This is a genomic window from Flavobacterium sp. KACC 22763 (genome assembly GCF_028736155.1).
In the GTDB taxonomy this organism is placed as follows: domain Bacteria; phylum Bacteroidota; class Bacteroidia; order Flavobacteriales; family Flavobacteriaceae; genus Flavobacterium.
In genome coordinates this window covers 4,053,886-4,075,171 of the sequence record NZ_CP117879.1, presented here as the reverse complement: position 1 = coordinate 4,075,171, position 21,286 = coordinate 4,053,886, and the positions used below count along the sequence as shown (strand labels likewise).

The window sequence follows — 21,286 nt, the reverse complement described above, 5'->3', positions numbered from 1 at the left end:
GTATTAATTGAATATAATTTTCTTTGTGACCGTATGATCATTTTCTAGCATTACTTTTACCAGTAAAACTTGATTACTAAAATGCAAGTTTGTAATATTTAATTCTTTTGCTTCAATTTTATTTTTGCTATAAAGCGCTTGACCACCGATCGTATAGATTTGTACTTCTTTAATGTTTTCAGCTCCGCTAGTAACATTTATTGCTTTTGATTTTACAGCAACCAAAATTCCATCTTTTACATTTTCGAAATCATCTGTTCCTAAGGTTTTATTTGTATAACGCAATACAAAACGATCTATAAAGGTTCCGACGGCTGTTTTAAAAGTATAATTGGAAGTACGTAAATCGGTTATACTACCTGTTGTTTTGTCTTCTAGATAAACTGCCTGAGTATCAAAGAAACCGTCAGCATGATCAATAGAAATTGTAAGATTGCCTTCAACAGTGCTTTTGTAACCAATAGGAACAATATCAGAATTGTCAAAAGGTAGGGCGCGACCTTGAACAGTTAGTTTTTTAGTTTCGTTAATACTATAAAAATCAATGTAGGAGTTGCTTCCCATTGTTGTGGCATCATAATTATAATCTAAACTATTGGTTGCCCCAGTTGCATATCCAATAAGCATTTGCTTGAATGCCCCATCTGAATTGGTCAGATTTAGCCATAAACAATTTCTTTCGATTTGACTTGTTTTTTCAGTAGTCTTAAAGAATGTGGTATTTTTGGCTTTAACTCTTTGATCATTTGTAAATAAAATAGTGCTTACATTTGGCTGAGTAAAAAATCCTTGTCCAACAGCAATATAACCGTTAGGAACTTGTCCTTTTGGCGATGGTTGTGTTTGTCCCGTTAATGTGAAAACAGCAAAATCGGCACTATCATAAGTAAATGTATTGGTTCCCTCAATTCTTTTAGGAGGCGTATTATGTGACCAGAAATATAAAGGTCCAACATCTCCATTGTCTGTAATGAACTTTTCAGCATCAATAGCAGATGGGTAAGGGTTGCCTAACAAATTTAATTTTCCGCTTACCGTTGGGACTGGAATGTTTCCATTATTTGGTACCCCTGTAAATTTCGCAGTAAAGTTGCTTGGAGTTGTAAGATCATATGTTTGTGGTGCTCTAATACTGTATCCGTACCCCGCTTCCATTATTTTTATACCATAGTTGCTAGGAACCCACTTTGTGGTAGTCGCATTCCAGTAATGATATTTGTCAAACAAAGTTTGCGGAGACAAATCATGCATAGATAAACCGATTACAGGTGATGACCAGTATGTTACGTCGTAACGAACTACGCTGGTTGTTCTTTGTATTTCAAAAGCTTTTGCACTTCCAGTAAGCATGTTTTTGGCTGTTGAAGTTTGAAGCAACGATCCTCCGTCTAAAATCAGCAGTTTTCCTTCTCCTAGAACATTTATATCTTCATCAACAGTTAAAGTTATGTCTTTTGGAACCGTCAAAGTAACTTTGTCGTTTATTGTACAAGAGCAAACTGTAAGGTCCGCAGTTAATGCTGTATTTGAACTGATCAATAAGGAACTTCCATTTGGAGTAGCTACACCATTATAGTCTGTTTGGGTTTTAATAAAATTTAAATTCAGTCTTGCACTTTGTTTGTAGTCTTTTAATCGAATTTCGACTTTAGAATTTTTGCCTAAAACTCTAGGAGTGGTTAATACATTGTTTACAGGTGCATTATCATTAATGTTTCCTGGCGAAGTGTAAACTGGAGTTGTAGCATTTTCATCATCAATGAAAATTTGCACTTGGTCATCGCAGTTTGTAATTTGTATTTGGTAAGTTCCGCAAGGAAACCCTTGTCTTTTGTAAACCAGAGTAAAATAATCTTGAGGCATGGGAGCTCCTTGCCAGCCAGATTTAGCCGGATCAAAAGAAGGTGATTCTGCAAGAGCAAATGAATCTGTTGTATTAATATTTACAGGATTTACACTATAATATCCAGCATAACTTCCTTGTGGAATTGTAAAATTATTACCACTATCTGCAGTCGTAAATCCGTAAACTTTCCATAAATTATCTCCAAATGAATAAGGCGCAGTATTGCTTCCTGCTATTAATCCCATAGAGAACTGTATTCTTGAATCGGTTGTTTTTTCGTAATATTCTAGGTCAAAAGTATATTCTACACCTGCTGTCAATTGCATATTTACTGCCTTTTGAGAATAATTGACACCAGACCATTGATCAATTATTTTTGTAGTTCCGGAAGCTGTAGTTAAATATAAACGATAATAATCATCACCTCCAACAGTAATATTGTAAGTGCCCGTTACATCAACTTTGGCTTTCATTTTATAACGAACAAAGAAATAGTCTGAAGGAGTTTCGCACAATTGCGCATTTAATCCAGTAACAGTTCCTTGTACAATATCGCGATTAAATAGTTTGTTTTCTTCAACTTGTCCAATATAGGTCATGTTTGAAATCGGAATGGTAGTAGGCGTTGCAGGATTTGGGTCTGCAGGAGTGCCAGTTGGTGGCAAAGTTGTTGTTTTATACACATATCCTATCCATTTATTATCTCCGTATTTAATTTGGTCACCTGGATTACAAACAGGAGCTGTAGCATTAACAGTTACAGTAGCAGAAGAATAATTAGAATTAGTGTTTTTAAGAGTGTATGTAAATGTTGCAGATCCAGAAAAATTTGCTGCAGGTGTAAAGGTTACATTGTTAAGGCCGTTTACAGTTACAGTACCATTACTAGGTTGTGTTACTGTTATGGCTTCTAGAGGGTAGCCACCAATAACATCATTATCTAAAATAGGAATGGTTACGGCCTGATTTGATGGAGTTGAAACAATATCATTCTTTGCTGTTAAGGTAAAAACATCTTCTATTGTTCCTGTGATTACTGGGCCTTCTGGGCTTCCATTACCATTTTTAATTTCAAAAGTATTGTAGCTAGCATAAACATAAAATCTAATGTACAGGGTTTCTCCAGGCAATAAAGTGTTTAGACCTGATGCGATATTATTAGTTAATGGCGTCCATGATGAGGCAGCATTACTCTCTGGAATTAAAATCTGAGCACCATTTGTAAAATCTGGATTCTTAGAATATTTTACAAGAAACTTTTGATTCTTTCCTCTATAAGTAAAATTAAATTGTTTAAGATTTAATTTGTGTTTAGAATCGGGTGCGATTTTAAATTCAATGTACTTAGTTTCGTCTGCTGTATTTACAACATTAGGGTTATTAGAAGGAGTAGGCCAACCGTTAGTTTCAAAAAAAGCATTATTTATGTTATGAAATGTATAATTTAAACTTATGTTAGTGCCTGCCTTTGTAATTGGAGAGTTTGGGTCTACATATTGTTTGGTTACGGGATTAAAAGTGTCATCGGCTCCATCCCAAAGCGATAGAAAGTCTGTTGTGTCTTGATTTACGGTTACTTTTATGGTTCCTGTAGATGTTTCCGTTGCATTTGAGATGGTGTAGTTGAAAACAGAAGTACCAATAAATCCTGCAGCAGGGTTAAAAGTTATAGTTTTATCAGGATTAAGTATCGCAGTTCCTTCGGCAGCAGATGGAGGTGTAGAAATAACCAAAGTGTTTACGTTGGCTTTGTTTACGTCATTGCTTAGCGGATTTATATTAACTGCTACATCTTTTGTAGTGGTAACGTAATCGTTGATAGCTAATATTTTAGTAGCATCAAAGCTTAATACTTCACCATTGATGGTAGGTACAACATTATTGATTCCAGTTCTAATTTGGAATTCGTTATTAGTGTAATAAGCATAAATTCTAACATAAACTTTTTCAGTAGGTAAAACAGGGTTTATTTCTTCAGAAAAATTTAATGTGTATTGTATCCAATCACTTGTAACTGATGTTGCGGTAAGAAGATTATAAACACCGGATGAGAAATCAGATTGTTTAGAGTATTTAATTGTATATTTTTGAGAACCTGGAGATTTACATTCAAAAACGAATGTGCTTAAATTTACCTTGCTTCCTGTTTTAGGCCCCAGAGCAAATTGTACATATTTTGTAAGATCATATTGGCCACCTTTGCTTTGAGGTGTTGGCCAGCCACTACTCTTAAAAAAAGTATTAGCAGCATTGTTAGAGTCGTATAAATTACTTACAGTTGCTGATAAATCAGAACCGTTAATTGTTCCTATTGGAACAGGAGCAAATCTATTGCCAGAATTTGCTGCGTCCCATTTTACTAAAGCAGTTTGAGCAAATCCAAAAAAAGGCAATAATAAGAATAAAAGTAGAGTTTTTTTCATGTTAAATGTTTTTTATCAATTTGTTATGCTGGTATAGGACTTCCGAACCAAACAAAGGTAAATACATTTACGAGCCCAATCATGGCGCGGTTTTGAGAACCCCGATATAATCGATGAACTAAAAAAATACTCGATGAAGCACATTAAAAATTTTAATGTTAGACAAATATTCTTATAAAAGGCCTAGTTTTTTTGAAGGAATAATTGTGTTAAATTGATTTTTTCAAGACTGTTTTTTGAAGTTTTATACTGAAAAACGTCTAGGTTGCTATAAATTCTGAAAAAATGGAATATTTTATAACCAAAAGTTGTTTGATTTATGGAGTAATTTTTCGATGATTTTTGGACAAAAATCGAAATGGTTTGCAAAGGATAAAAAAGGGCTCTTTTTTAAGATAAAAGGGGATTTAGTTTTCTTCTAGTTCTTTAACTTTTTCGTAAACTAAATTACTTTCATAACCTCTTCGCAACATATAGTCGCAGAACTTTTTGCGTTTTTTAAGTTGGTTAGTTTCAGAGATGCTATTCCAACATCTTTCGGCTAAGTTTTCGAAAGTTTCGAAATATTCTTCAGAAGAAATTTCTTTTAAAGCCAAAGTGATATTTGTTGATGAAATGTTTCTTGCTTTAAGTTCGTTTGTGATTCTAATTTTTCCCCAATGCTTGATTCTGTGTTTGCCTCTGGCAAAGCTGCAGGCAAAACGAGTTTCGTTTAGAAAATTCCCTTCAATGAGCTGTACGACAATACTGTCAATCTCATCACGAGTCATTTTTAGGTCATACAATTTTGAAACTACTTCATCGTGACAGCGTTCTTGATAAGCACAAAAATGTTCTAATTTTTGTAAAGCTTCTTTGATAGTAAAAGTGCTGTTCGTCGGCTTTTTCATGCATTTTAACGTTTAAATCAAGTTATGGTCAATTGGTTCTAAAATAATTCTAAAATTTGTTAATATTTTATAAAAAGAAATAAATTATAACCTTGTGTATTAGGCTAATTTAAATATTTTTGCACAGAATTTTTACAGTTTTCGTATTCTGGTAAAAGTCAAGAATTTAACATTTAGTTTCCATTAAAATACCCAAATGAATATTTATTTTTTTTGAAAATAGATTGCCATTTTTTGCTTTTTAGCAAACCAAAAACAAATTTAAAATAAATACCTACTAACATATGATGAGAAAATTACTTTACTCGTTTTTATTTTTTATTTTTCTACATTCTGCTGGTTTTGGGCAGACTTCCACAACAATTACATTAAATGCCGGTCAAACCTCTTTTACAGTGCCTTGCAGTGTTACTTCGATCACTGTAGAGTGTTGGGGAGCTGGAGGAGCTGGAGGGGGAACTACAGCTAATAACGCAGGTGGAGGTGGAGGAGGAGCTGGAGGAGCGTATGCAAAATCTACATTTTCAGTCTCTCCTAATCAAGTTTTTAATTGTAGTATCGCCGCTGCAACAGCTGGTTCAACAAATCCTTCACGAGGGGCATCTGGTGATGATACATGGTTTTCATCTGCTACTGTTTTGATCGCTAAAGGAGGTCAAGGAGGATTAAATCCAAATGGGGGAACTGTTTTAGGTGGTGTAGGTACAGCTGTAGGGAGTATGGGTGATTCTACTAGTCAAGGGGCTAATGGAAATGTTGGGAATACTTCACAAGGAGGTGCAGGTGGAAATGGTGGAGGTACTGGCGGTGGAACAGGTGGAGCGTCGAGAAGCAACGCAGGTAATGGAGGTGATGGAAATTCTGGTAATGCGCCAGGAGGAGGTGGAGGAGGATCCTACGTAGGAAACAATTCAAATAGAGCAGGAGGTTCTGGAGGAGCAGGTCAAATAAAGATAACATATAATATACCAGCTACAATAGTTCCTACTAATTCAGTTGGTGGACCATACACTTTTTGTACAGGAAGTACAACTACTTATACAACAGGAAATGTAATAGCTGGGCAATATGCTTTGGTGAATGTAATAAAAGGCTTTAAATATACTTTTTCAGTACAGAATGCTTTTGCTAGTTTAGATGAAAATCTAACAATACTTGATGCGGCAACAGATGCAAATGTATCACCAGCTACTTCAGCCTCGGGAGTTAGTGGAGCTACTATAACTGATTGGATTCCGTCAGTTTCAGGACAAGTGAAGGTTGTCTTGTCTGCAGCGGGATGTGCAGCAAATGGAACGGTTGGAAGTAGAGGAATCACTGTTACTCAAACAGCAATAGGAAATTCACAAGATAACCAAAATGATTATGGAACAAATAACTGGGTGGCTCATGTCTACACTGCTGGTGGGAAGGAACCGATTACTTTTACAAGTGATAAGTATTTGGGGTATTATAATGTTAGTTCAGAGTCTATAAATGAAAATTTCGGTGCAGGCTATACTTGTTTTTCATTTATGTCAGGAGGAGCAACACGTGGGCAGGTATATACGCAGGGTTTTGCAGTAAGACATAGAATGAAAACAACAAAGAGTGGTTGTTATATGATTACTGTAAGTGGAGATGACGGAGTTCGACTATATTTAAATGGAACAAATATTTTGGATCGATGGGTAGAACAAGCTTCAACAACATATACCAATGTAGTTGTAAATTTAGATGGCGATGACGATTTAGTATTTGATTACTATGAAAATGATGATGCGAATTCAGTTACGTTTACAATGGCACCATTTGATACAAATAGTAATACTATAACAGCTCCAGCAACAGTTGATTATTGTGGAACAGGTACTTATACACCTGGACAAATTGTAGGATCGCTTCAATATAGTTCAGGTGATCCTAATTTGCAAAATCCTCAATTAAGTTTTCAGTGGCAGTCATCAACAGATGGAGTTGCTTTTAATAACATCAATACAGCTGGAACTTCAAGAAATTATTCACCACCATCAATAACAGCAAATAATGTAGTATACTATAGACGATTGGTAAGTATTAGTGGAAGTTCAGGATGTTCGTATGCGCCAAGTAACATTGTTAGGATAAGTGCAAGTTCAGCGACGCCACCACAGCCTGGAGTGATTACCCAGCCTGCTAATATATGTGCTGGATCAACAACTAGTACATTTAGCGTTGCACCAGTTGCAAGGGCAGTTTTTTATACATGGTCAGTGACAGGAACAGGCTGGTCAGTGGCATCAGGTGGAAATACAGCATCAGCAACCATTGCAATTGGAAGCGGTCAAGGAACTGTTTCAGTAACGGCTACAAACGCGTGCGGAACCAGCCCAGCTCGTACTACTTCAGCACTCAATCCGACTACAGCACCATCTCAGCCAGGAGCGATTACCCAGCCGACCAATTTATGCGCAGGATCAACAAATAATGCATTCAGCATTTCACCAGTTTCTGGCGCAACATCATATGCATGGTCAGTAACAGGAACAGGCTGGTCGGTAACAGGTGGAGCCAATACGGCATCGGCAAGCATTACAATTGGAAGTGGACAAGGGACAGTTTCAGTAATAGCTATAAATGGCTGTGGAAACAGTATAGCTCGTACTACTTCAGCACTCAATCCGACTACAGCACCATTTCAGCCAGGAGCGATTACCCCGCCGACTAATTTATGCGCAGGATCGACAAATAATACATTCAGCATTGCAACAGTTTCTGGTGCAACGTCATACACATGGTCAGTAACGGGAACAGGCTGGTTAGTAACAGCGGGAGGTAATACAGCATCAGCAAGTATTACAATTGGAAGCGGTCAAGGAACGGTTTCAGTAACGGCAACAAATGCGTGCGGAACCAGTATAGCCCAAACAACAGGTACGCTTACTCCGACCACAGTTCCGCCACAGCCAGGAGCGATTACTCCTCCAGTCAATTTATGCGCAGGATCATCAAATAACACATTCAGCATTTCACCTATTTCTGGCGCAACATCATATGCATGGTCAGTAACGGGAACAGGCTGGTCAGTAACAGGTGGAGCCAATACAGCATCGTCAACTATTACAGTTGGAAGCGGGCAAGGAACAGTTTCAGTAACCGCAACAAACGCGTGCGGAACCAGCACGGCTCAAACGACAGGTACGCTTACTCCTACTACAAACACAATTACACTCAGTTCAGTAGTAGGAACAGACTCGCAAACTATTTGTGCCAATACTGCAATCTCAGATATTAAATATACTACAACAGGGGCGACAGGAGCAACATTTTCAGGTCTGCCTAACGGAGTTACTGGAGGCTGGTCAGGAAATGTAGTTACAATTAGCGGTACTCCTACAACAGAAGTGGGTAGCCCATTTAATTATACAGTAACTTTAACTAATGGTTGTGGAAATATTTCAACAACAGGTACAATAGCAGTAAAACAAGCACCTACAGCGCCATCAATTACAAAAAACAACGATGTATCTTGCGGAAGTTTTGGAAGCATAACACTAACAGGTTTATCTGGAAATTGGACAATTAATCAGACAGGAACGACTACGTTGGCGAGATCATTTTCTGGAACAAGTTCTACTCTTCCTATTCAAGATTTAATAGTAGGAACGTATTACTTTACAGTTACAAATGATTTAAATTGTACTTCAAGTTCAGCTACTGTTACTATAAACGACATTAGTTCAAACACAACATGGAATGGTTCAGGATGGTCTAATGGTGAACCAGACGGAAGTAAGAGTGTAACGATTTCGTCAGTTGTGCCAAATCAGCCATTTTCCGCTGCTAAACCAAATATAACAGCATGTTCTTTAAATATTAATGTTCCAAATGGCGCAACAGATCCTAACGTAATTATTCCGTCTGAAATGACTTTGACTATTACAAACGGAATATCAAGTAATGGTAAATTGATATTTGAAAGTGGATCAAGTTTATTACAGGGAGCAAACGCTGTTAACACGGGTAGTATTTCTTATAAAAGAAAAGTTAGCATGCGCCGTTATGATGTTGTTTATTGGTCTTCACCAGTAAACGGTTTGTCTATGCATGACTTTTCTCCAAATACTTTGTTTGATAAATACCATTATTGGAATTCTGCTACTTCGAAATGGGTTCTTAACAAGAATGGTACAAGAATTATGGAGGAGGGACAAGGTTATAGTATTAGAGCTCCACAATATTTTGATTTAGTATCTCCTTCGGTATTTGATGGTACATTTGTTGGTACTCCAAACAATGGGGATTGGTCAGTTCCAGTAGAGCATGATAAGTTAAATTTAGTAGGAAATCCATATCCTTCTCCAATAAATGCAGCTAAGTTAATGCTCGAAAATAAAGATCATATAGGATCATTATATTTTTGGACGCATAATCAGCCTCCACAACTTGAACAAGGAACTAATACTTTTAAATACCTAAGTTCAGATTTTGTTATTTATAACGGGACAGGTTCGGTAAGAGTAAGTGGGGAGATTGTTTCAGGTGCAGATGAATTTGATGGATTCATCGGGGCAGGACAAGCCTTTTTTACAAATGCACCTCCAACTGCAACTGTAATTAAATTTAATAATGGCCTTCGTGAGGGAAGCTCAAAGAATACGCAGTTTTATAAAACGGATAAAACTAGTGAAGTTGAAAAAAATCGTCTTTGGTTAAATATTGCCAATTCACAAGGAGCTTTCAAACAGATATTAATTGGTTATATTGAAGGAGCAACAAATAGTAATGATGCACTTTATGATGCAACGACTATGGGAAGCAACTCTTACATCGATTTTTATAGTATTAACGAATCTAAAAACCTGATAGTTCAAGGTCGAGCACTTCCTTTTGATAATACAGAAGTGATTCCTTTAGGATACAGGAGCGGTGTTGATGATAAGGGAGATCGTAACTTTACCATTTCTATTGATCACGCAGATGGGTTTTTTGCTACTCAGGATGTATATCTAGAAGACAAAACGACAGGTAAAATTATAGATTTACGAAAAGAAAATTATACTTTCTTTAGTGCCGGAGAAACAAATACAACTCGTTTTTCACTTCGTTATACAAACAAAACTTTAGGAACAGGTGAATTTGAGAATCTTGAAAATACAGTTTTAGTTTCTGTTAAAGACAAAACGGTAAATATTGCTTCATCTAAAGAAACAATAAAAGAAGTAAATGTTTATAACATTGGAGCGCAGTTATTATACACTAATAGTAAAGTAAATGCCTCAGAATTACAAATTAAAAACTTGCATTCTACAGATCAAGTATTATTGGTAAAAATAACCTTAGAAAATGGTCATACTTTTACTAAGAAAGCTATTTTTTCTAATTTGTAAGTGATTACCAAAATATTTATAAGCCCATTCCTTGAAAGAATGGGCTTTTTTATGCACAAAAATATCCCTAAATCTTGGTATTGTGCACCTTACTTCAACTTTGTAATTTTAGCTTAATTCTTACAATATTAACTTTAATTGCATTATTTTGATTAGAAATTTATTCTATTGCCTAATTCTATTTTTATTCTTGCCAAATTCAAACCTTCTAGCACAGCAAGGGAAAGTTGATCATTTGTTTAATACACTTGATGACGGGCAAAACGGCGATGGTTTTGATGGGGTTGTACGAACTCTCCTTTTACAAAATAATGGCAGCTTGATTGTTGGTGGCGATTATCTCAGCCTAAACGGATCTCCAGTTTCTTATCTTACTCGTTTAAATTCCAATGGTTCCATTGATGAGAGTTTTAATACAGGCACTGGTTTTAATGGAAAAATTTACGCATCGTATTTACAGCCAGATGGAAAAATTATTTTGGGTGGAAATTTTACGATGTACAACGGAATTAGTGCAGGAAGACTGATTCGCTTAAACTCTGACGGATCTTATGATGCTACTTTTAATACTACGATAGGGGCAACAACTGGAATTGTTTATGATATTGCAACGCAGTCAGATGGAAAAATAATAATTGTTGGAAGTTTTACAAAATATGCAAATTCTACCGTAAATCGAGTGGTGCGTTTGTTTCCAAACGGAACGCTCGATTCTTCTTTTTTGACGGGCTCTGGTTCGGCATTAAATATAACTCATGCGAAAATAACTGATGATGAAAAAATAATTCTTACTGGAAATTTTATCACATTTAATGGAATTCCTGCAAATAGAATTGTGCGTCTAAATAGTAACGGAAGTTTCGACTCGACTTTTAATAGCGGTACCGGCTTCAATGATGATATTAATGCGATTGTATTGCAACCAGATGGAAAAATTGTATTAGGAGGAAATTTTACTGCCTTTAATGATATTGCATCCAATCGTCTTATTCGTTTGAATGCTGACGGAACGAAAGATGAAAGTTTTCAAACAGGATTTGGTTTTAGTAAGGAAGGTGTGCAAACGCTCAAAATGGATCCATACGGAAATTTAATGGTGGGCGGATCTTTTACAGGGTTTTATAATAATAGTGAAGTTAATAGATTAGTTTTTCTTAATCCAGATGGAACCCTAAAATCAGATTTTGATATTGGTTCAGGGCCTGCTTCTGCATCTGTCTTAAGTTTAGAATTTGATGAAGAAGGTTCTTGGTTTGTTGGCGGTTCTTTTTCTGTTTTTAATGGACAAAATCAAGGAAGATTAGCTAAAATTAGCAGTGATGGGGAACATGATATTGGGTATTTGTCTTCGGGTATTGGTTTTGATAATTCTGTTTTGAGTATTTTGCCTCTTCCAAATCAGAAAACAATTGTTGCGGGTAATTTCAGTAAATTTAATGGAGTATCGGTTTCAAAAATAACTTGTCTTTTAGGAGATGGTTCTACTGATGCTTCTTTTAATGCAGGAAAATCTGGAGCAAATAGTGTGGTGAAAACAACAGCATTGCAGTCAGATGGAAAAGTAATTATTGGAGGAAACTTTACAAGATATAATGATGTACTCAATAATAGGCTAGTTAGGATTTTTTCAAATGGAGAAATAGATAATTCTTTTAATAATGGAGATGGTTTTAATGCTCAAGTTTATGCACTGGCCATTCAGTCTGATCAAAAAATAATTGTTGCGGGCGCTTTCACAAAATATAATGGATCAAATGTAAATACTAGTAGGATTGTTAGACTTCTGCCAGATGGATCAAAAGACAACAGCTTCAATATTGGTTTGGGCGCAGATGGTACTATTGAAACGATACTTATACAACCTGATGGGAAAATTCTTCTTGGAGGACATTTTAAAACATTTAATGAACAGTCTTTTTCAGGCTTGGTTCGTTTAAATTCTGATGGAAGTATTGATTCTAGTTTTAATATTCGAAGTGGTTTTGATAAATATGTCTACGCATTGGCACTTCAGTCGGATCAAAAGATTATTGTTGGAGGTTCATTTTTAATTTTTGATGGAAATCCTCAGAAAAGAATAGTTAGACTGAACAGTGATGGAAGTCTTGACTCAACATTTGAGTCAGGAACAGGTTTTAGTAAAGGAGATGTTCGCTCTATTTTAGTGCAGCCTGATGATCGAATTTTGGTCGGAGGTTCTTTCTCAGGAACATATAAAAATAGCGTTTCTTCCAGACTTATTAGATTATTGTCTACAGGAGCTATTGATAATTCCTTTACCTCGCCTCTAAATAATACACTCTTTGACATGAAATTTACTGACGAATATAAATTACTCATTGGAGGTAATTTTAATTCGGTTTCAGGTATTTCAAAGCATAGAATTGCGCGTTTAAAACTTTGTGTAAACACTACGGTTTGGAATGGAATCTCTTGGTCAAATGGTCCGCCTTCAGCAGGAAAAGATGTGTTTTTTAAAGAAAATTTTCCACAATTAACTACTACTGCTGTTTGTGGCTGCCATATTGATCAGGGCAAAATTGTAACCTTGCTAGAGAAAAATGCCCTTTCGATAGAGTTTGGATATACAGGATTTGGAACTTTGGTCTTAGAAGACTCAGCAAGTTTATATCAGTCAGATGATGAGATAGTAAATACTGGGATTATTCATTTAATAAGAAAAACAAAACCAGTAATTCGTTACGATATGACATATTGGTCTTCACCTGTTGATAGACAGACAATGGTAGATTTTTCGCCTAATACTCTTGCAGATAAATACTATTGGCATGACCCAACTTCTCGTTGGATCGTAAATTATAACGGGACAATGACCATGATTCCGGGGCAAGGTTACTGTATTAGGGCGCCACAAAATTATTCTATTACAGAACGGGAAGTGTTTGAAGGAACTTTTAAAGGGATTCCGAATAATGGTAAAATAGAAGCGGAATTTAAAGTTGCGGATGGTTATTATCTGATAGGAAATCCGTATCCTTCTGCGATAAATGCAGATCTTTTTATAAAATCAAATGCCTCAAAAATATATGGAGCTCTTTATTTTTGGACACATAGCACGCCGCCTTCTAATGGCAAATATTCAGCAGATGATTGTGTTGTATATAATCTTTTAGGGGGCGTTGGAATAAGCTCTTCTTTAAATTCGGAAAACTATACTACAACACCAGATGGCACAATAGCTTCTGGGCAAGGCTTTTTTATACAAAGCAAAGAAGAAGGCTTTATTCAATTTAACAATAGTATGAGAATTAAAGCTCACAACAGTTCCTTTTTTAGACCAAGTAATAGCTCTCAAGCTGAAAAAGAAAATGATAGACTTCGATTTTGGCTGAATCTTCATAATGGGAAAAATGCCTTGAAGCAAATTTTATTGGGTTACGCTAAAGAAGCTTCAAACGCATTAGATTATTATGATGCTTTATCTTTCGGTTCAAGTCAAGAGATTGATTTTTATAGTATTTTGGAAGATAAAAAACTAGTAATTCAAGGAAAAGCAATGCCTTGGATAGAAAGTGATTCTTTTAATTTAGGATATAAAACGACTGCTAAAACTACTTTGAAATTAGAGATAGATAATCAGGATCCATTGTTTAATGAAATTGATATTTTTTTAGTGGATCAAACTTTAAATAAAATTCATAATCTTTCGGAAGGAGCATATCAATTTGATTCTGAAGTAGGAACTTTTAATAATCGTTTTTCAATAGTTTATTCTAATAAAACTTTAGGGGAAACAACTTTTAAGGAAGATTCTCAAACTACTCTGATATATGTCAAAAATCAAATTATAAATATTGAGTCATTTAAGGAAAACATTAAAAAGGTGGGAATATTTGATATTTCTGGAAATGAATTGTACAAAAAAGATAAACTTGAAACTAGAAAAGTTAGCGTTCAAAATTTGTTTTCTCCGCATCAGGTTTTATTAGTGAAAGTCATTTTTGAGAATGGCAAATCAACTTCAAAAAAGGTGATTTTTTAAAAAATGAAATAAAATGCGCTTGCAATCCTTTTGTAAAAATTACAAAAGGATTTTTTTATTAAACTAATTTGTAATTGCTTGTATTTATTGGCTTTATTTGCGTTTTAACAGTTTTTTCCTGTTTTTTGTGTTTTCTAATGTAAACATGTTAAAATTACGGTTTAGTATTTCAACTTCAATTTCAATGTAAATAAAATCGTACCTTGTAGTAAAGTTTAATCGATTAAAAGCATATTAATTCGATTAAATGCCTTCTATAAGCCTAGCAGTTAAATTTTTTTCTTCAAAAATACAGTTTCAATAACTGTCATTTTATCTGCCTTACATTGATTGTAAAATTGAAGTGCTTCTTTTTACTCTGTGTTACTTGATTTTGCAATTAATCTTGTTGAGTTTGAATTTATTTTTCAATTATTAAAATGCCACAAGATGAAAAAAAAAATACTTACTGTGCTGAATCTTTTCAGTTTTTCAACTTTAGTAATTTATATTGGTAAACCATTAAATTTCAATTTGAGATTTAAATTTCTACTAATTTTATTTTTCTCAATTTTTTGTACAACTTCCAAAGCGCAAACTTTAGTGCATGCAATTCCATCGAGTAATCCTTCTTTCCCTCTTCCAGCAGGTATTGATGAAGTTACTGTTGAAGCTTGGGGAGGCGGAGGCGGAGGCGGAGCAGCTTTGGGTGGTAACGGATGGGGAAGAGGCGCTGCTGGTGGAGCTGGTGGTGCTTATGCTTTAGGAAAAATTACAGGAATAATAACATCGACTTTAAATGTTGTTGTGGCGAAAGCTACAGCGTCAAGCTCAAGCAATGGGGCTAATGGAGAACCTTCTTATGTGGCTAATTTCACGGATGTTTTTTATGCGCCAGGTGGCGCTGGGGGCAGTGCCAATCTTCCAGCTACAGGTAATACTCCACCAAATGGGGCGTCTGCAACTACTGGTTCTATAGGAAATCTTACAACGGCAAATGGATCGGCTTCGGGAGGAGGATATGTTAGTTTGCTGAATGTAGCTCTTTCCTCTGGAAATGGTGGAGGTGCAGGAAATCCTGGGCCACAAAAGGGGGGAGCAGGAGGGCTTGGTTATGCTAGCCTAATAGGAGCAAATGGTGCAGGAAATCCTGGGCAGGAATATGGAGGAGGTGGTGCGGGAGCAGCTAGTTCCTTAGTTCTATTGAGTTCATCAACTTTATATAATGGCGGAATTGGAGCAAGAGGCCACGTTAACATTACTTATACTTGTAAAACGTACAGTTTTACCGGAATATCGGCAGCAAATGTTTGCACGGCGATAGGGACAACTTCACAAGTACAGCTGACAGGGACATCAACGACATTACCTGCAGGTACATACACAGTAACTTATAATAGAAGCAGTCCATCTTTTACAGGTTTAACAGCAACAATGACGGTAGGATCCAATGGATCTGGAAGTTTTACTGCGGTTGGATTGAATGTTTCAGGAACTAGTACAATAACAGTTACTTCTTTAACTTCTGTAGACTGTACTTCTGCAATTTCTACAAATAATTCTGTAAATGTTATAGTGGGGGCCCAACCAACATTAACATTAGGTGCCACGACAGCAGTATGTGCAAGTTCTAATCTGCAGAGTACCACGCTGCCGTATAGTAATATCACTAATTTACCTTCTACTTATAGCATAACTTGGAATGCAAGTCCGACAAATAGTTTTTTGCCAGTTGCAAATGCAGCTTTAACGGCAAGCCCAATTAATATTCAAATACCTGCCAATACTCCAGGCGGTACTTATACTGGAAATTTAACAGTAGCAAACACGGCAGGATGTATATCTCCTACATATAGTTTTACAGTTACAGTAAATTCATTACCAGCAATTTCGTTAGGAAGTATTGCTGGAGTATGTACAAGCGCAAGTCTGCAAAATGTAACATTGCCTTACACAGCGCCAGCTAATTCTCCGACTTCATATAGCATTGTCTGGAACGCGAGTCCGACGAATAATTTTGGAACTATTACTGATGCAAGCTTACCTGCTAATTCAATTAATATTACAGTTCCAGCGGGAACAGCTGCGGGGACATATACAGGAACTTTAACAGTAAAAAATGCGAATGGATGTATTTCTACGCCCAGCAATTTTACAGTAACTGTCAATCCATTGCCATCAATAACGCTTGGAACTGCCAATGAAGTTTGTTTTAGTGCTTCAGCCCAAACTTCGAGTTTAAGCTATAGCGCTTCAACAAACTCACCGACACTATACAGCATTGTTTGGAATGCGAGTCCGACCAATAATTTTTTAGCGGTTACAGATGCAACTTTAACTGCTAGTCCTATAAGCATCTCAGTTCCTGCGGGAACAGCTATGGGCATATATACAGGAACTTTAACCGTAAAAAATGCGAATGGATGTATTTCTGCCCCTAGTAATTTTACAGTAACTGTCAATCCATTGCCATCAATAACGCTTGGAACTGCGAATGCCGTCTGTTTTAACGCTTCAGCTCAAACTTCGAGTTTAAGCTATAGTGCTCCAACCAACTCGCCGACTTCTTATAGCATTGTCTGGAATGCGAGTCCGACCAATAATTTTTTAGCGGTTACAGATGCAACTTTAAATGCCAGTCCAATAAACATTGCCGTTCCAGCGGGAACAGCTGCAGGAACTTATACAGGAACTTTAACAGTAAAAAATGCTAATGGGTGCATTTCGACACCAAGCAATTTTACAGTAACGGTTAATCAAGCCCCAACAATTACTACATCAGGGAATCTAACCTCCGTTTGTCAAAATGTATTGGCGCAAACAGCTTCTTTGCCATATTCTGCAACAACAGGTACTCCGATCAGTTATTCAATTGATTGGGCTGTATTAAATGATCAAGGAGCTACTGCTTTTTCTTTTGATTCTGCAGGAGGAATTATCAATAATATTACTATTCCTGCAAACGCAGCCGTTGGAACTTATAGCGGTGTAATGACAATTTTTACATCAAATAACTGCCAAACAACACAAGCAATTTCTTTGACCATTAACAGTCTTCCCACTATAAACACAGCAGGAGTCTTTACTCCAGTTTGCCAAAGTTTATCAGCTCAAACAACTACTTTGAGTTATTCATCAACTACAGGATCTCCAATTAATTACGCTATTGATTGGGTTGCCTTGACAGATCAAGGAACTACACCATTTCCTTTTAGTTCAGGATCTGGAGACATTATAAATGTGAATGTTCCAGCAAATACCACTGCAGGAACTTACAATGGAATAATGACCATTACAACTTCAGGAGGTTGCCAAGCAAGTCAAAATGTTTCTTTGACAGTAAATGCAGTTGCAGCTGCGCCAACAGCTTTTGTGACTCAATTGCCAACCTGTGTAAATAATACAGGTGTTATAACAGTCACTTCTCCAGCTTCAGGAACTGGATATACTTACAGTATAGACGGGGTAGATTTTAGTAATACTTCTGGCGTATTTGCTGGACTCTCTTCTGGAGGTTACAATGTACAAGTAAGAAATAGTACATCGGGCTGTGTATCACAAGCTACACCGATCATGATAAATGCTTTTGTTACCAAAGCATGGAATGGAAGTGCTGATGGCAATTGGGAAAATCCTGCAAATTGGACACCAACAGGAGTGCCCATTTCTTCTGATTGTGTAGATATTCCAAAAGTAGGGTTTGATCCGATTATCTCTGGAACAAATGCCAGTTTTTTAGTCAGCAGATTAACGGTTCAGAACAATGGATCTCTCGTCGTGCAGGGTACAAATACAATCACTGTAACAAATGAAGTAAATGTACTTGGTAATGGAACTTTAATTTTTGAAAACAATTCAAGCTTAGTTCAAATTAATGATGTAGATAATACAGGAAATATTACGTACAAAAGAAATACAACGCCAGTAAGACGTTATGATGTTACATATTGGTCTTCGCCAGTAACTCGTGTGCCAGCTTTCACATTACATGATTTATCGCCAAATACTCTTTGGGACAAGTATCATAAGTTCAATTCTGTAACGGAAAAATGGATACTAATTAGTAATGGAGCAGAAGAAATGGTGAAAGGAAATGGATATAGTATTAGATCTCCTCAATTTTATGACTTGAATTCGACTCAAATTTTTGGTGGACAATTTAAAGGAGTGCCAAATAATGGAACAATTTTGGGACCATCAGGCGCAGCTGAAAAATTAATATTTCTAGGAAATCCATATCCTTCAGCAATTTATGCAGATCAATTTATTCATGACAATGCAGATCGACTTTACGGGACACTGTATTTTTGGACACATAATAGTCCGCCTACTTTAATTCCAGGTACCAATACCTATACTTATACTGGTAGTGATTTTGCTTATTATAACTTATCGGGACTCACAGAGGTAGGAACAATGGAGGGAACTGGAGCAACGTCTCCAGGAAATCAAAGTGAACCAAAGGGATATATTGCTGCAGGACAAGGCTTTTTTGCTAAATCCCGAACAGGACAGAATCCCGTATATACAAATTCAATGCGAGTGGCTAATAATAATAGCCAGTTTTATAAATCTGCAAATACAACTCTAATTGAAAAACATCGTGTATGGTTGAATTTAACAAATACAGAAGGAGCTTTTAAACAATTACTAATTGGGTATGTAACCGGAGCCACAAATTCTTTTGATTATAATTATGATGCAGTCACACTGAATGCAAATCCTTATGTTGATTTTTATAGTATTAATGAAGATAAAAAATTAGTTATTCAGGGGAGAGCAGTGCCTTTTGTTGTGACCGATACAATTCCTATAGGATATAAGTCGACTATTCCAGAAGGTAATTTTACAATTGCTATAGATCACACAGACGGAAGTTTGAGCACTCAGAATATTTATTTGCAAGACAATGTAACAAATACTATTCATAATCTTAAAACAGGAGGTTATACATTTAGGTCGGCGCCGGGAACTTTTCTTAACCGTTTTGTCTTGCGTTACACAAATAATGATGATGGTAAATCGCTTGGTAATGAAGATTTTGAAAATCAAGATCAGAACATTGTTGTTTCTGTTAAAGATAAAAACATCAGACTGCAATCTGTTTCTGAGCAGGAAAATCTTCAAGAGGCCGCTATTTATGACATGGGAGGAAAACAGCTGTATCTTAAAAAGCGAATAGGAAATAAGGAATGGATTATAAACAATTTTCAGTCGGGTCCTCAAATCTTACTAGTAAAAATGACTTTAGATAACGGAAAAACAGTCACTAGAAAAATAGTATTCAGATAAAATAAAAAAGCGGTTGAGGGAAATTCTCAACCGCTTTTTTTATTAAAGTGCACGCTGTAGATTTTGATGTGTATCTTTAAGAGCTTTTTCGTTTTTATAGTCAATCCATTTTTGACCTTGAATTTTCCGCATCATAATATCAAAATGTCGCATAATAAATACATTATATGCTGCTTTAGATAAGTTGACTATGTTTTTTGGAAAAGAGCGAAGACTCATCGAAAAACCTGGGGTTAAATATTTCATATAGTGCCAGTAGCCTTCAGGCATGTATAGCATTTCTCCATGCTTTAGATTAGTGATATAACCTTCAACATTTTTAAGTGCTGGAAATTTTTCATAATCTGGATTGTCAAAATCAATGTCTTCTCTCGAAATTAAGGCATGAGGCACTTTATACATAAATTTTGATTGGCTTGGAGGAAAAATCATACATTGTTTTTCGCCATGAAAATGAAAATGAAGAATGTTTGAATAATCAATGTCATAGTGCATAAAAACCTTCGAATTTTCTCCGCCAAAAAATAACATCGGCATTTGCTTGACTAATTTTAAGCCAATATCGGGCCATAAAAAGTCGTTTTTTAAAGAAGGAACCTCTTTTATTAGATTATAAAGGAAAATACGGTAATTAGTAGGCTTTTCTTCCAATAAGTCAATGTAATCACTCATTTTCATTGTGGTATGCGCCTCGTTAAATCCGTCTTCGTGGTTTACAGGTCTATCGTCGTACAAAGGAACGATTGAATTTCCTGCGATTTCTTTTATATAAGATAATTTCCATTTGTTATAAGCCGGCCAGTCTTCGGTCAATTCTTCAATAACAACTGGAATCTGTTTTTTTACATATTGGGAAATAAAATCTGCTTTAGAGATTTTTTTAACCCTCTCTATTTGTTTTAATTTCATTCTATTCAATAAAAAAATTGCTTATGGCTCTGAGCTACAAGCAATTTAAATAATTTTGTTGAAATTTGTGAACTCTTTAGACTAATTTTTTAATCTAATCGATTTCAAAATTAATCCGCTGCATATTTGTTATTCCAATACAGCATCATCATTAAAGTAACTATTACAGAAGATGCAATTCCTTCAAATAATAGACAGATACAATAAGTTGGCACCGATGGATTTCCTCCGAACATAAATGTTTCAGATAAAGTTCTTACGTAAGCATCTCCGCCTCGAGCGTAACTATATACTAGTAAGCCAAACACACTCATGCAGACACCAACTACAGAAGTTGTCATTGCAGAAATGGCATTAGATAAAAAATTGGTTTCTCCTTCATGAAGATTCATCTGCATTGTCCTGTTAACACCATAGAATATAAAGAAAACATTGAGTGTTCTCAAATAAAACAAATCTGCCAAACCTAGTACATTCATTAATAAAAAATAAATGCCAATTCCGAGGAAAATCAAAAACCCGTTGGTAATTTCTTTAGGTAATTTCATAGTGGTTATTTTTTAGAAGTTAATAGTAAATATTTGAAAAACAGTGTT

At 35.8% G+C, this 21,286-nt stretch carries 7 protein-coding genes; 3 read left to right on the top strand and 4 right to left on the bottom strand.

Annotation, left to right across the window (positions count from 1 at the left end; genetic code table 11):
* Positions 1 to 3: 3 nt before the first annotated feature.
* Together PQ463_RS17070 and PQ463_RS17065 are read right to left on the bottom strand one after the other, a co-directional pair.
* Entirely contained in the window at positions 4 to 4,269 is a 4,266-nt protein-coding gene (locus PQ463_RS17070; RefSeq protein ID WP_274254709.1) for a RemA C-terminal-like gliding motility protein, read from the bottom strand.
* A gap of 407 nt (positions 4,270 to 4,676) precedes the next feature.
* The gene (locus tag PQ463_RS17065; protein ID WP_274254707.1) at positions 4,677 to 5,159 is read right to left on the bottom strand and encodes a regulatory protein RecX; all 483 of its coding nucleotides are present in this window, start codon (positions 5,157 to 5,159) and stop codon (positions 4,677 to 4,679) included.
* Positions 5,160 to 5,443: 284 nt separating this feature from the next.
* Between PQ463_RS17065 and PQ463_RS17060 the strand changes: the two genes are divergently transcribed.
* The 3 genes from PQ463_RS17060 to PQ463_RS17050 all read left to right on the top strand — a co-directional run bounded on the left by PQ463_RS17060 (position 5,444) and on the right by PQ463_RS17050 (position 19,781).
* Complete coding sequence (locus PQ463_RS17060; RefSeq protein WP_274254706.1) at positions 5,444 to 10,507, top strand: RemA C-terminal-like gliding motility protein; 5,064 nt, start codon at positions 5,444 to 5,446, stop codon at positions 10,505 to 10,507.
* Positions 10,508 to 10,697: 190 nt separating this feature from the next.
* Positions 10,698 to 14,510: a RemA C-terminal-like gliding motility protein gene (locus PQ463_RS17055; protein ID WP_274254705.1), complete on the top strand. Its 3,813-nt coding sequence runs from the start codon at positions 10,698 to 10,700 to the stop codon at positions 14,508 to 14,510.
* 429 nt (positions 14,511 to 14,939) lie between these two features.
* Positions 14,940 to 19,781, top strand: coding sequence for a RemA C-terminal-like gliding motility protein (locus PQ463_RS17050; RefSeq protein ID WP_274254704.1), 4,842 nt, complete (start codon positions 14,940 to 14,942; stop codon positions 19,779 to 19,781).
* A gap of 42 nt (positions 19,782 to 19,823) precedes the next feature.
* On the opposite strand, the gene PQ463_RS17045 is transcribed toward PQ463_RS17050, so the two are convergent.
* Both PQ463_RS17045 and PQ463_RS17040 read right to left on the bottom strand, forming a co-directional pair.
* Positions 19,824 to 20,690: a cupin-like domain-containing protein gene (locus tag PQ463_RS17045; RefSeq protein ID WP_274254703.1), complete on the bottom strand. Its 867-nt coding sequence runs from the start codon at positions 20,688 to 20,690 to the stop codon at positions 19,824 to 19,826.
* A 110-nt stretch (positions 20,691 to 20,800) separates the two neighbouring features.
* Positions 20,801 to 21,238 (bottom strand): hypothetical protein, encoded by a 438-nt coding sequence (locus PQ463_RS17040; protein ID WP_111365494.1) that lies wholly within the window; start codon positions 21,236 to 21,238, stop codon positions 20,801 to 20,803.
* Positions 21,239 to 21,286: the final 48 nt, after the last annotated feature.

Coding starts and splice junctions, on each gene's coding strand:
- PQ463_RS17070 (WP_274254709.1), bottom strand. CDS start 4,269: ATGAAAAAAACTCTACTTTTATTCTTATTATTGCCTTTTTTTGGATTT.
- PQ463_RS17060 (WP_274254706.1), top strand. CDS start 5,444: ATGATGAGAAAATTACTTTACTCGTTTTTATTTTTTATTTTTCTACAT.
- PQ463_RS17045 (WP_274254703.1), bottom strand. CDS start 20,690: ATGAAATTAAAACAAATAGAGAGGGTTAAAAAAATCTCTAAAGCAGAT.
- PQ463_RS17065 (WP_274254707.1), bottom strand. CDS start 5,159: ATGAAAAAGCCGACGAACAGCACTTTTACTATCAAAGAAGCTTTACAA.
- PQ463_RS17040 (WP_111365494.1), bottom strand. CDS start 21,238: ATGAAATTACCTAAAGAAATTACCAACGGGTTTTTGATTTTCCTCGGA.
- PQ463_RS17050 (WP_274254704.1), top strand. CDS start 14,940: ATGAAAAAAAAAATACTTACTGTGCTGAATCTTTTCAGTTTTTCAACT.